Here is a 12,799-nt window from a genome sequence, read left to right as displayed (position 1 = left end):
ATATTTGTTAACTAAAATTGATTCATGAAAAATAAAATTTTAATAGCGATAGCTTTCTTTTTATCTCTTAAGGGTATTTCGCAAACGACTATTACTAACCCAAACGATACTAGAGTAATTACTACAGGAGTACCGTTTTTATTAATAGCTCCAGATGCTAGAGCAGCAGCAATGGGTGATATGGGTGTTGCAACCTCTCCAGACGCATTCTCTCAGCAATGGAATTCTGCAAAATATGTGTTTTCAGAAACAAAATCTGGTGTTGCTATAAGTTACACACCTTATTTAAGTAAGTTAGTAAACGATATCTTTTTAGGTAACGTAACTTATTTTAATAGACTAAATGATAATAGTGCTTTTGCAGCTAGTTTTAAATATTTCTCTTTAGGTGATATCGAGTTTGTTCAGGACGAGTTTTCTGAAGCGTTGGTACAAAGACCAAACGAGTTTACAGTAGATGTATCTTATGCCTTACGATTAAGCGATCAATTCGGGATGTCTGTAGCTATGCGTTATTTGCAATCTGATCTAAAACTTAATATTGGAGATAATGATACTAAAGCAGCAAGCACATTTGGTGTAGATATTTCAGGATATTATCAAAGTGAAGAGCAAGCCTATAACGATTTTAATGGTCGTTGGAGAGGTGGATTTGCTATCCAGAATTTAGGTCCAAAATTTAAGTATGATGAAGCTGGTCAAGATAATTTCCAACCAACTAATTTAAGATTAGGAGCAGGTTTTGATTTTATATTAGATCAATATAATACTGTTGGAGTAACTGCAGAGTTTTCTAAGTTATTAGTGCCAACACCTCCTCTTTTAGGTTTTGATGATACTAATGAAGATGGTGTTCAGAATGCGGATGAGCCTACTTATATAGTATCTGGTGAAGATCCAGATGTGCCATTTTTATCTGGTGTGTTTCAATCTTTTGGAGATGCTCCAGGAGGTTTTAAAGAAGAATTACAAGAATTTACCTATGCCTTAGGTGCAGAGTATACTTATCAAGATTCATTTGCATTTAGAGCAGGATATTTTAATGAGCACGAAACAAAAGGTGCACGTAAATTTTTTGCATTAGGAGCAGGATTTAAATATAATGTTATAAATGTAGATTTATCATATTTATTCTCAGCCTCTCAAGTACAAAGTCCACTGGAAAGTACACTACGTTTTTCTTTAACCTTTAATTTAGGTGCAGGAACGTATGATGAGTATTAATTAGTAATAAATAAAACAACTTAAAAACTATTGTGAAAACAATAGTTTTTTTGTCTAAAATAGTTGCGTATATTTAAATTATGAAGGAAGTAAAAATTGAAACAACATTACAGGTATTTGATAATATTAGTGACGTCTCAGAAGATGTACAGTCATTAATGAGTAAAGCTTCAGAAGCTAGAAACAATGCCTATGCACCTTACTCAAAGTTTAGTGTAGGAGCAGCTTTATTACTAGATAACGGAGAAATTGTTACCGGAAGTAATCAAGAAAACGCCTCTTATCCATCAGGATTATGTGCAGAGCGTACAGCTATTTATTATGCTGGTGCAAAATATCCAAAAGCAAAATTTGTAAAAATGGCTATAATAGCTGGATCTCAAGTGCATCCAACCCTAACACCAATTCCACCATGTGGAGCTTGCAGACAAGCAATTGCAGAATACGAGGTGAAACAAGATATTCCAATCGAACTGTTTTTTATGGGAGAAACAGGCAAAGTAGTACGCTCAAATTCATTAGCAAACCTACTTCCGCTTATTTTTGATAAATCAGCACTGTAACTATATCGTTTTCGTAACAAAAATAACTATTTTCAGTTTTTTCATTAATAACTAAAGTGTTACTTTTGTTATTCGTTAAAAAAATACAAACGTCACCAATGCAAAAAGTAACAAAAGAAACGTATATAAAATGGTATGAAGACATGCTGTTTTGGAGAAAGTTTGAAGACAAGCTTGCAGCAGTCTACATTCAACAAAAAGTTAGAGGTTTTCTACACTTGTATAATGGGCAAGAAGCTGTGTTAGCAGGAGCTTTACATGCAATGGATTTAACCAAAGATAAAATGATAACTGCTTATCGTAACCACGTACAGCCAATTGGTATGGGTGTGGATCCTAAGCGTGTTATGGCAGAATTATTTGGTAAAGCAACCGGAACCTCTCAAGGTTTAGGTGGTTCTATGCATATATTTTCTAAAGAACACCGTTTTTATGGAGGTCATGGTATTGTTGGAGGACAAATTCCTTTAGGAGCAGGTATTGCTTTTGGAGACAAATATCATGGTGTTGATGGTGTAACCATATGTTGTTTTGGTGATGGTGCAGCTAGACAAGGGTCTTTACATGAGTCTTTTAACTTAGCAATGTTATGGAAGTTGCCAGTAGTTTTTGTTTGTGAAAACAACGGTTACGCAATGGGTACATCTGTAGAGCGTACAGCTAACCATACAGATATCTGGAAATTAGGTTTAGGTTATGAAATGCCTTGTGGACCTGTTGACGGAATGAATCCAATCAAAGTAGCAGAAGCATTTGACGAAGCTATACAACGTGCACGTCGTGGTGATGGACCAACATTTTTAGAGGTTAAAACGTATCGTTATAGAGGTCACTCTATGTCTGATGCACAACACTACAGAACTAAAGACGAAGTAGAAGAATACAAAAAATTAGATCCTATCACTCAGGTTAAACAAATCATTCTTGAAAATGAATATGCTACTGAAGCAGATATCAAAGTCATTGATAAACGAGTTAAGGCTCTAGTCGCTGATTGCGAGAAATTTGCGGAAGAATCACCATATCCAGAAAAAAATGTGATGTACGACGCTGTTTACGATCAAGAAGATTACCCATTTATAGACCACAAAATAAAATAAGCTATGGCAGAAATTATAAACATGCCACGTTTAAGTGACACCATGGAAGAAGGGACTGTCGCTGCTTGGTTAAAAAAAGTAGGAGATAAAATAGAAGAAGGAGATATTTTAGCTGAAATTGAAACCGATAAGGCGACGATGGAGTTTGAATCTTTTCATGAAGGGACTTTATTGCATATTGGTGTACATGAAGGTGAAACAACTAAAGTTGATCAACTTTTAGCCATTATAGGTGAAGAAGGAGAAGATATTTCGGGATTGCTAAATGGAAGTCAAGAAGAAGCAACTCAAGATGCTACTGAAGATAAAACAGAAGAAACAGCTTCTAATAATGAGGATGCTGCTTCAGAAGAACAAGATATTCCAGAAGGTGTTACAGTGGTGACAATGCCAAGGTTAAGTGACACCATGGAAGAAGGTACTGTAGCGACTTGGTTAAAAAAAGTTGGCGATGTAGTGGAAGAAGGTGATATCCTTGCAGAAATTGAAACCGATAAAGCTACTATGGAGTTTGAATCGTTCCAGTCTGGTACATTATTATATATCGGATTAGAAGAAGGTGACTCTGCTAAAGTAGATGCATTATTAGCAATTATTGGACCTGAAGGGACTGATGTTTCTGGTATAGCTAAAAACTTTAAAGTATCAGGTAGTGATACTAAAACAGACGATAAGCTAAAAGAAGCACCTAAAAAGGATGCACCTAAGCTAGAGGCTAAACAAGATAATAAACCAGCAGTAACTGCTCAAGCAGAAACATCTAACACGTCTACAGGTCGTATATTTGTATCGCCTTTAGCTAAAAAAATGGCTGAAGAAAAAGGGATTACTTTATCTCTTGTAAAAGGATCTGGAGAAAACGGACGTATTGTTAAACGCGATATCGAAAACTTTACACCAGCTGCAGCAGCACAATCATCTGCGCCAGTTGCTAAATTTGTTGCTTCAGGCCAAGAGGATTTTGATGAGAAACCAAACTCTCAAATGCGTAAAGCAATTGCTAAAAACTTAGCTAAATCTAAGTTTTCTGCCCCACATTACTATTTAAATGTAGAGTTTGATATGGACAATGCTATGGCGTTTAGAGCTCAGTATAATTCAATTCCAGACGTTAAAATTTCTTTTAATGATATGATTGTTAAAGCATGTGCTTTAGCATTACGTCAGCATCCACAAGTTAACTCGCAGTGGTTTGACGATAAAATGAGATTAAATAATCACGTTCATATTGGAGTAGCAGTAGCTGTTGAAGATGGATTGTTAGTACCAGTTGTTAAGTTTGCAAATGAGCAGTCTTTACCACAAATTGGAGCAGCAGTTAAAGATTATGCAGGTCGTGCTAGAAATAAAAAACTATCATTAGATGAGATGGAAGGTAGTACTTTTACTATTTCTAATTTAGGGATGTTTGGTATAGAGAGTTTTACGTCTATCATCAATCAACCTAACTCAGCAATACTTTCAGTAGGAGCAATAGTTCAAAAACCAGTAGTAAAAAATGGTCAAGTGGTACCAGGAAATACTATGAAGTTAACGTTGGCTTGTGATCACAGAACTGTAGATGGAGCTACAGGAGCACAATTCTTACAAACATTAAAAGGGTATATTGAAAATCCAGTAACGATGTTAGTATAAGGTTTTGCGATAACAAAAATTTAAATTATATAAAATCCCATTTCAATATATTTGATTTGGGATTTTTTTATCTTTAAACTAAAATCAAACTAAATATGAAAAAAATATTATTAGTATGCGCATTAGCTGTAATGGTTAATGCTTGTAAAACAAAAGTTGATACGACTACTTCAGATCCAAAAGATTATACTGTTACTACCCAAGAAATTGAAGATATTGTAACTTTTTTGGCATCTGACGATCTAAAAGGAAGAAATACAGGAACAGAAGGTATTGGTGAAGCAGCAAACTATGTTGAGTCTAAGTTTAATGCTTATGGTATTACGCCTTTTTTTGATACCTATCGTGACAATTTTAAAGTAGGTGATTTAAACGCTTACAATGTGGTTGGCTATTTAGAAGGTAATGATGCTACATTAAAAAATGAATTTATTGTAATTGGAGCACATTATGACCATATAGGTCAAAGTAAAACGGTTGCAAATGACAGTATAGCTAATGGAGCTAATGATAATGCAGCTGGAACTAGTGGTGTTTTAGCCTTAGCAAAATATTTTGGTGCTAAAAAGACTAATAAAAGAAGCTTACTTTTTGTAACTTTTTCTGCGGAAGAAAAAGGATTGTTAGGTTCTGCGCATTTAGCAAAGCGATTAAAACAAGATAATTTTAATATGTACACAATGATTAATCTTGAAATGATTGGTGTGCCTTTTAAAGACAGAGATTACATTGCATTTGTTACAGGTTTTGACAAGTCTAATATAGCACAAAAAATTAATGAATATTCTGGTACTAAAGTAGTCGGTTATTCAGAGATTGCTGCTAAGTATAATCTATTTAGACAGTCAGATAATTATGCTTTTTACAAAGAGTTCAACTTACCATGTCATACGATCTCTTCATGTGATTTATCTAATTACGACTATTATCACCATGTAGATGATGAAGCAGATAAGTTAGATTACAATCATATGGTACAATTAATTAATAGTATTATTCCAGGTATTGAAAAAATGAGTAATACACCAACAAAAGAAATTACATTAAATGAAAATTAAAAATATAATTATAACAGGAACTAGTCGTGGTATTGGGTTTGAATTAGTACACATTTTTGCTAATCAAGGCCATAACGTTTTAGCATTGTCTAGAAATGCACAACCTGTAAATAACCTTCATTTTGATAATATAACCTCCTTTTCGTTTGATTTAGGTAATACTGAAGATTATAAAAAAGTAAATACTTTTATTAATGATAATTGGAAACAAGTAGATATTTTAATCAATAATGCAGGAGCTGTTTTAAATAAACCTTTTGCAGAAACAAGCATGTACGAATTTGAAAACATCTATAAAACAAACGTGTTTGGTGTTGCCGAAATGACAAGGACTGTTTTACCTTATATGAATAAAGATAGTCATGTTATTACAGTTAGCTCAATGGGAGGCGTACAGGGTAGTATGAAGTTTGCAGGACTCTCAGCATATAGCTCAAGTAAAGGAGCTGTTATTACGCTTACTGAGCTGTTAGCTGAGGAGTATAAAGAAACTGGACCTTCATTTAACGTGTTAGCGTTAGGAGCTGTGCAGACTGAAATGTTAGAAGAAGCATTTCCAGGTTATCAAGCACCAACTACAGCTAAGCAAATGGCAGATTATATGGCTAATTTTGCATTAACTGGACATAAATTATACAACGGTAAACTGTTACAGGTTTCCAACTCCACACCATAAAAAAAAAACTACACCATATAAAAATGGCTGACTTAATTAAAAGTCAGCCATTTTTTTAAATATAATACTTGTATTACACACGTTCTAATGCAGCATAGGCTTCAGCACTTGAAAACTTATCTTCAGAAAAGATATTGTATTCTAAAACCTTAATGACTTGCATTAATTGATTAAAATCTTTCTTTTTATAGACGTCTTTTAAGCTGTCATGAACTTTAAAAAACATTTCTGATTTTTGGTTCTCAGCATTGGTTCCGTAAAAAAATAAGATTTCGTTTTTTTTAGGTTTAAAAAAATTATAATCATCCACAATGCTAGCGGTTTCATTATGATATATTTTTATATAGACTTTTTCAGTGTCAATAACATGGTCTAGATTTAAATCTTTTGGTTGTAATCTATATCTAGTGACTTGTAGATAGTCGATAGAATTTGCAGTTTCAACGTTATTTTGCTGAGCTTGTAATGTACTTAGGGAAAGCACAAACAAGAGAATAAGGGAAAATCTCATAGTTGCTATTAATCAGTTAGGTGTAAAGGGAATGCTATTAATATACTACTAAGAAAAGATATTTTTAATTATAAAACAAATTTTTCTATTGTTTAATCGTAAATTTTTAACATTTAATCTAAATTATTAATAGTATTTAGTTGATTTATGTTGGATATCGATGTTTTTATCCTTTTATTAAATCCTTATTATCAGGGATTGATTATTAAGCGCGTCGCTATAAAAACCAATTTTAAGTCATTATAATTTTAATGTAGTTTCAATATTGTCTTATATATTTTAGTATAACGTTCTCCAAATGTATCAATTACAATAGCAGCAGCTAGATGGATCATTAAAGCTGTAAATATGCCAAAATAGATGGGTTTAAGGTTAATCTTAGATAACACAATAGCTAAGGGTATAAATGTTATGGCATAAATTAATTTAAGGATAAAAAAGGCTTTCAGGTTTTTATCCACAACTATTTTGTCAGTCTTTAAATAGTTGTCTTTATTAATTATAAATTGTTCTATTTTTTTATTCACGTTATTTTGATTGTTTATTAAAAAGTAACCAGTTATAAATAATCCAGCTTCTATTAATCCAATGATTAACATGGTAATCGCAAAGACTTTAAATTGTGGTTTGTTAACGTAAAAAATTATACTAGTTGTAATAGATAATAAGCCTATAATTACTGCGCTTAAGCCAAGTAAACGCTCACTTTGTAAATACTGTTGTACAAATTCTATAAGGTGGTTTTTAAGATTTCAATTTACTTATTTTTTAAATGCTTTTCTTTTTAAATTAATTTACTTTTGTGAAAAATTTTAATATGCATCAAACAACAAATACAATTTTAATGATTCGTCCTGTAAATTTTAGGATGAATGAGCAAACAGCAGTAAATAATTATTTTCAAGAGGATTTAGCTCTTAAAAATGTCGAAATAAATAAAAAAGCTCAAGACGAGTTTGATGCTTATGTAGACAAACTTAGAGCTGTAGGTGTAAATGTAATTGTGATAGATGATAAGGCTTCTTTGGATACTCCAGACTCTATTTTTCCAAACAATTGGGTAAGTTTTCATGAAAATGGTGACATCGCTATGTATCCTATGTTTGCTGAAAATAGAAGAAGAGAAAGACGCGAAGATGTGTTTTTAAGATTAGAACAAGAAGGTTTTAAAATTAATAATATTATAGATTACACATCTGCAGAGGACGAAGGGCTATTTTTAGAAGGTACCGGAAGTTTATTGTTAGATCGTGTAAACGAGATTGCTTATTGCGCATTATCACCAAGAGCTGATGAGGATTTATTTATTGAGTTTTGCGAAGATTTTGAATACACACCAGTCGTTTTTACTGCAAATCAAACGGTTGATGGTAAGCGCTTACCAATTTATCATACTAACGTGATGATGTGTTTAGCAGAGACTTTTGCTGTCATATGTTTAGACACTATTGATGATAAAAAAGAACGCAAAAATGTGGTGAGTAACTTAGAGAAAAACAACAAAAAAGTTATTAAAATTACTGAAGCACAAATGCACCAATTTGCTGGTAACATGTTGCAAGTTAAAGGTAAGGATGATAAACTTTATTTAGTGATGAGCCAAGCTGCTCACGACAGTTTAACGCCAACGCAAATACAATTAATTGAAGCACACTGTCCAATATTATCAAGTAGTTTAGAAACTATTGAGACTTGTGGAGGTGGTAGCGCTCGCTGTATGATGGCTGAGGTGTTTCTACCAAAGGTGTAGTTTCAGTATCACTTAAATTATCAATTCTACTTTTAGGGAGTTCTATATAAAAAGTGCTCCCTATATTTAGTTCGCTTTCCACCCAAATTTTACCATTGTTTAAGTCTACTAACTCTCGGCATATTGTTAGTCCCAATCCAGTACCTTTTTCTTTGTTGGTACCTCTAGTGGTAAATGTATTGTTACCAAAAAGTTTGCTTTGGTTTTCTTTTGTAATACCAACACCTGTATCTTCAATGCTAATAATAGACTTACCATTACTAATTTGGTTGGTAATTGTAATAAGGTCGCCTCTGTTGCAAAACTTAACAGCATTAGCTAATAGGTTTTGTATTACAATTTCTATCATGCTTCGATCTGCATAAACAAAATCGCGTAATGTTTTATCAATTAGTTTGACACCTTTAGCATCAAATTTTTGATCCATAAGTTTTACCTTCTCTGCAAATACTTCTTGAATATCAAATAAGGTTGGTTTTGGCTCTAAAGACTGCATTTGAGACTTAGACCAGTTTAATAGATTAAATAGTAGTAGTGATGCGTTATTAGCGTTTTCGCTTAGTTCTGGTAATAAACTATGAAATTCGTCTTGCGTTAGCTGTCCTTCTTTTAATAAATCAATAAACCCTTTAGTAGAGGTTAACGAGTCTTTTAAATCGTGAGAGACTATGGAAAACAATTTGTCTTTAACCTTATTAATGTTTTCTAGATGCTTACTTTGCTCTAAAATAGCTTCGTTTTGCAACTCTATTTTTTTATTCTTAGCCTCTAGCTCTCTGGTATATTTTAATCTATTATTTCGTTTTAAATAAAACAGGACAAAAAAGGTTAAGACCACAGCAAAAGCAGCTAGTAGTGCGTAAAAGATTAGTTTAAATTTGTCATATTTTTTCTTGCTAACAACCGTATCATTGGTGGTAACAGGTAAAATTATATTATCCACTTCAGCAGTAGTACCATCTAAGGTATCTATTTTTATAATTGCCGATTTTTTATTGTTTTCAGCATCTATTTTTTCCTTTAAACTATAATATTGGCTTTGCCACACATAAGCATTATCAAAGTCGCCTTTAATACTGTCTAACGTGTTCATTAATCTATAATTTTTAAGTAATTGCTCATCATTGTTTAATAAGCGACTTAAATTGGAAGCCTCCAATAATTGTTCCTGTGCAGTACTTAAACGGTTTTGTTTTAGGTATAATTCGCCTAAACTATTTAAAGCAATCAATACACCTTCTTGGTTATCAAAACGTCTGTTCAGGTTAATGGATTCTAATAAATATCTTGCAGACGTTTTATAATCCTTACCCATTAAATATGCATTACCTAAATAAGGTAAAATGTTTGCTCTAGTGGTTTCGTCATTATTGCCAGCATAACCCAAAGCACTTTCGTAATAACTAATGGCTTGGTTATAATTTTTATTAGAAGTATAAATATCTCCTAGTTTTTTATTGGTAGCAATAAGTCCTTTAATATTATTAATTTTATTATCGACCTCTATTTTTTTTATGTTGTAGGTAATTGCTTTGTCTAAAACATTGGCGTTTTGGTAGGCATTAGCAAGACTTTCATAATTGGTAGATAAATCATTAAAAAGCGATCGTTTTTCTAACTCTTGTATCGCAGACAACGCATAGTTTAAACCAACTTTGTAGTTACCATTTTCAATTTCTATAAAGCCAAGATCACTATTTATTTTAGCAACAGTAATGGTGTCTTTAATAATGGTAAATAACGTTTTAGCGTTTTTAAATTCGCCAACAGCCATTTGGTATTGTCCTTCTTGATAATGGATTTTAGCTTTGTAGTATGTAATTTCAGCCAATCCTTTTTTGTAGTCTAAGTCTTTAGCTAGTTTTTCACTTTGCTTAATAAACTTTAATGCTTTGCTGTAATCTTCGGTTTTAAAAAGTAATTTAATAATACTAACCGACGTATCCACTTTAGAGATATCAGGATCCTGATAAGCTAATTGAATAGTCAAGCTTTCCAGCTCTTCTTCTTGCGAAAAGCCAAAAGCTAAATTTAGTAGGCATAAAAGGACAATCAGTCGCTTCATTTAAATATACAGCATTACAACAAATGTAAGATAAATTGCACATAAAAGCAATCTAACCGCAATTAGGGTAATGACTTAATAGTTAGTTTGATTACAGAAGAAACTGGAGGGATTTTTCTTCGAGGGTTAAAAATGATTATTAAAATGCTGATATCATAATTTTTAAGTGGTAATGCCAAAAAATTAGACTAACGGTATTTTTATTATTTTTAGACTTACTTGGCATATATAATAACAATTATGTTAAAGTTGTATTTTACTTTTTTTAATCCAATACTCCAAGCTAATAAGGATAACAAAAAGCCATAGTTTATGCTCAATAAATGCTATATTTGCCCTTTCAAAAAATATAATCAATGAGCCTTCAAAACATCTTAGAGCAACACGTTAAACAAGCCTTTAAATCCGTTTATAGCGCAGATTTAGAAACTGTAGAATTCCAAGCAACACGTAAAGAATTTGCAGGAGATATTACAGTAGTTGTATTTCCTATGTTAAGGGTTGTAAAAGGTAATCCTGTGCAAATAGGTGAGGCTATTGGTAATTATTTGGTGGACAATGTCTCAGAAGTAGAAGGGTTTAACGTTGTAAAAGGCTTTTTAAATCTAGAGATTCAGGCATCCTATTTTGTAAATTATTTTAATACTATTAAGGATCAAGACACGTTTGGTTTTGTTAACGCTTGCGCGGAAAATAAAGCCGTAATGGTAGAGTATTCTTCGCCAAATACAAACAAACCATTACACCTTGGTCACATCCGAAACAACTTATTAGGATACAGTGTTGCCGAAATTTTAAAGGCGTCTGGAAAAAAAGTATACAAAACACAAATTATAAACGACAGAGGAATACATATTTGTAAAAGTATGTTAGCTTGGCAACGTTTTGGTCATGGTGAAACACCAGAATCTACTGGTTTAAAAGGCGATAAATTAGTAGGTAACTACTACGTTAAGTTTGACCAAGAATACAAAAAAGAAATTGCAGCGTTAATAGCAGAAGGTAAAACCGAAGACGACGCTAAAAAAGAAGCGCCAATTTTAGTAGCAGCACAACAAATGCTACAACAATGGGAAGCTGGAGATAAAGACGTTGTTGCTTTATGGCAAACCATGAACGGTTGGGTATATAAAGGTTTTGAACAAACGTATACTAACTTAGGTGTAGATTTTGATAACTTATATTATGAAAGTCAAACCTACCTTTTAGGAAAAGAGTTTGTTGCCGAAGGTTTAAAATCTGGCGTGTTCTTTAAAAAAGAAGATGGATCTGTTTGGTGCGATTTAACAGCAGATGGATTAGACGAAAAAATTGTATTACGTTCTGACGGAACAGCAGTTTACATGACCCAAGATATTGGGACAGCTATCCAACGTGTTAAGGATTATCCAGATGTTGGTGGTATGGTGTATACTGTTGGTAATGAGCAAGAATACCACTTTCAAGTTCTGTTTTTAATTATTAAAAAACTAGGCTTTGATTGGGCTAAAAACCTATTTCATTTAAGTTACGGAATGGTAGATTTACCTTCTGGAAAAATGAAAAGTAGAGAAGGTACAGTTGTAGATGCTGACGATTTAATTGTCGAAATGGCTGACACAGCACAAACCATCTCTGAGGATTTAGGTAAGCTAGACGGTTATACAGATCAAGAAAAAGCAGACCTTTATAAAACGATTGGTTTAGGTGCTTTAAAATATTACATTTTAAAAGTAGATCCTAAAAAACGTATTTTATTTGATCCAAAAGAGTCTATCGATTTTCAGGGTAATACAGGACCTTTTATACAATATACGTACGCTAGAATCCAATCTATACTGCGTAAGGCTAATATCACAGAGACTATCACGCTAAGTGCAGATCAAGTGACTTTGGACGACAAGGAGCGTGAGTTAATCAAGCAATTACAATTGTTTCCAGAGGTAATACAGCAAGCAGCAACAAACCACAGTCCTGCGTTAATTGCTAATTATACTTACGACTTGGTAAAAGCCTTTAATAGTTTTTATCAAAACGTATCTATACTTGGTGCAGATACACAAAACGAAATTATATTTAGAGTACAGTTATCCAAAACCGTAGCAAACACTATAAAAAATGCATTTAGCTTATTAGGCGTTGCAGTGCCAGAGCGCATGTAAGCTTAATACTTTACTATATAAAAAAACGCTTTCAAGTATTTGAAAGCGTTTTTTTATGATTTTTCTTTCTTTTTAC

The 12,799-nt window shown here is 32.7% G+C and carries 11 protein-coding genes; 8 read left to right on the top strand and 3 right to left on the bottom strand.

Annotated elements, in window-relative coordinates:
* The first annotated feature begins 24 nt into the window (after positions 1-24).
* The 6 genes from porV to V6251_RS11985 all read left to right on the top strand — a co-directional run bounded on the left by porV (position 25) and on the right by V6251_RS11985 (position 6,256).
* Entirely contained in the window at positions 25-1,224 is a 1,200-nt protein-coding gene (gene porV / locus V6251_RS12010; RefSeq protein WP_292942320.1) for a type IX secretion system outer membrane channel protein PorV, read from the top strand.
* A gap of 80 nt (positions 1,225-1,304) precedes the next feature.
* Complete coding sequence (cdd, locus tag V6251_RS12005; RefSeq protein ID WP_341588400.1) at positions 1,305-1,787, top strand: cytidine deaminase; 483 nt, start codon at positions 1,305-1,307, stop codon at positions 1,785-1,787.
* A gap of 98 nt (positions 1,788-1,885) precedes the next feature.
* Positions 1,886-2,887: a pyruvate dehydrogenase (acetyl-transferring) E1 component subunit alpha gene (pdhA, locus tag V6251_RS12000; RefSeq protein WP_341588399.1), complete on the top strand. Its 1,002-nt coding sequence runs from the start codon at positions 1,886-1,888 to the stop codon at positions 2,885-2,887.
* A gap of 3 nt (positions 2,888-2,890) precedes the next feature.
* Positions 2,891-4,522 (top strand): pyruvate dehydrogenase complex dihydrolipoamide acetyltransferase, encoded by a 1,632-nt coding sequence (locus V6251_RS11995; protein WP_341588398.1) that lies wholly within the window; start codon positions 2,891-2,893, stop codon positions 4,520-4,522.
* Positions 4,523-4,617: 95 nt separating this feature from the next.
* Positions 4,618-5,580 (top strand): M28 family peptidase, encoded by a 963-nt coding sequence (locus tag V6251_RS11990; protein WP_341588397.1) that lies wholly within the window; start codon positions 4,618-4,620, stop codon positions 5,578-5,580.
* The gene (locus tag V6251_RS11985) at positions 5,570-6,256 is read left to right on the top strand and encodes an SDR family NAD(P)-dependent oxidoreductase (protein ID WP_341588396.1); all 687 of its coding nucleotides are present in this window, start codon (positions 5,570-5,572) and stop codon (positions 6,254-6,256) included. Before V6251_RS11990 ends, V6251_RS11985 begins: the two co-directional genes overlap by 11 nt.
* Before the next feature lie 73 nt (positions 6,257-6,329).
* Here V6251_RS11985 and V6251_RS11980 read toward each other — a convergent pair whose 3' ends face one another.
* Together V6251_RS11980 and V6251_RS11975 are read right to left on the bottom strand one after the other, a co-directional pair.
* Complete coding sequence (locus V6251_RS11980) at positions 6,330-6,767, bottom strand: hypothetical protein (protein ID WP_341588395.1); 438 nt, start codon at positions 6,765-6,767, stop codon at positions 6,330-6,332.
* Between the two features lie 248 nt (positions 6,768-7,015).
* Positions 7,016-7,366 (bottom strand): hypothetical protein, encoded by a 351-nt coding sequence (locus V6251_RS11975; RefSeq protein WP_341588394.1) that lies wholly within the window; start codon positions 7,364-7,366, stop codon positions 7,016-7,018.
* A gap of 218 nt (positions 7,367-7,584) precedes the next feature.
* On the opposite strand from V6251_RS11975, the gene ctlX reads away from it, so the two are divergent.
* Positions 7,585-8,517 (top strand): citrulline utilization hydrolase CtlX, encoded by a 933-nt coding sequence (gene ctlX, locus V6251_RS11970; RefSeq protein ID WP_341588393.1) that lies wholly within the window; start codon positions 7,585-7,587, stop codon positions 8,515-8,517.
* Here ctlX and V6251_RS11965 read toward each other — a convergent pair.
* Positions 8,450-10,582 carry a tetratricopeptide repeat-containing sensor histidine kinase gene (locus tag V6251_RS11965; RefSeq protein WP_341588392.1) on the bottom strand — a complete coding sequence of 711 codons (2,133 nt, stop codon included), beginning with the start codon at positions 10,580-10,582 and terminating at the stop codon, positions 8,450-8,452. The two genes, ctlX and V6251_RS11965, sit on opposite strands and share 68 nt — an antisense overlap.
* Before the next feature lie 356 nt (positions 10,583-10,938).
* Here V6251_RS11965 and argS point away from each other — a divergent pair, with 356 nt between their 5' ends.
* Positions 10,939-12,723, top strand: coding sequence for an arginine--tRNA ligase (argS, locus tag V6251_RS11960; RefSeq protein WP_341588391.1), 1,785 nt, complete (start codon positions 10,939-10,941; stop codon positions 12,721-12,723).
* Positions 12,724-12,799 lie beyond the last annotated feature (76 nt).

It is taken from the genome of Olleya sp. Ti.3.14, assembly GCF_038154885.1.
Taxonomy (GTDB): Bacteria; Bacteroidota; Bacteroidia; order Flavobacteriales; family Flavobacteriaceae; genus Olleya.
This window is presented reverse-complemented; position numbering and strand designations above follow the sequence as displayed.

Excerpts from the sequence above, each read along its gene's own strand:
- ctlX (WP_341588393.1), top strand. The coding sequence starts at position 7,585 with ATGCATCAAACAACAAATACAATTTTAATGATTCGTCCTGTAAATTTT.
- porV (WP_292942320.1), top strand. The coding sequence starts at position 25 with ATGAAAAATAAAATTTTAATAGCGATAGCTTTCTTTTTATCTCTTAAG.
- V6251_RS11990 (WP_341588397.1), top strand. The coding sequence starts at position 4,618 with ATGAAAAAAATATTATTAGTATGCGCATTAGCTGTAATGGTTAATGCT.
- V6251_RS11995 (WP_341588398.1), top strand. The coding sequence starts at position 2,891 with ATGGCAGAAATTATAAACATGCCACGTTTAAGTGACACCATGGAAGAA.
- pdhA (WP_341588399.1), top strand. The coding sequence starts at position 1,886 with ATGCAAAAAGTAACAAAAGAAACGTATATAAAATGGTATGAAGACATG.
- V6251_RS11980 (WP_341588395.1), bottom strand. The coding sequence starts at position 6,767 with ATGAGATTTTCCCTTATTCTCTTGTTTGTGCTTTCCCTAAGTACATTA.
- argS (WP_341588391.1), top strand. The coding sequence starts at position 10,939 with ATGAGCCTTCAAAACATCTTAGAGCAACACGTTAAACAAGCCTTTAAA.
- V6251_RS11985 (WP_341588396.1), top strand. The coding sequence starts at position 5,570 with ATGAAAATTAAAAATATAATTATAACAGGAACTAGTCGTGGTATTGGG.
- cdd (WP_341588400.1), top strand. The coding sequence starts at position 1,305 with ATGAAGGAAGTAAAAATTGAAACAACATTACAGGTATTTGATAATATT.
- V6251_RS11975 (WP_341588394.1), bottom strand. The coding sequence starts at position 7,366 with ATGTTAATCATTGGATTAATAGAAGCTGGATTATTTATAACTGGTTAC.
- V6251_RS11965 (WP_341588392.1), bottom strand. The coding sequence starts at position 10,582 with ATGAAGCGACTGATTGTCCTTTTATGCCTACTAAATTTAGCTTTTGGC.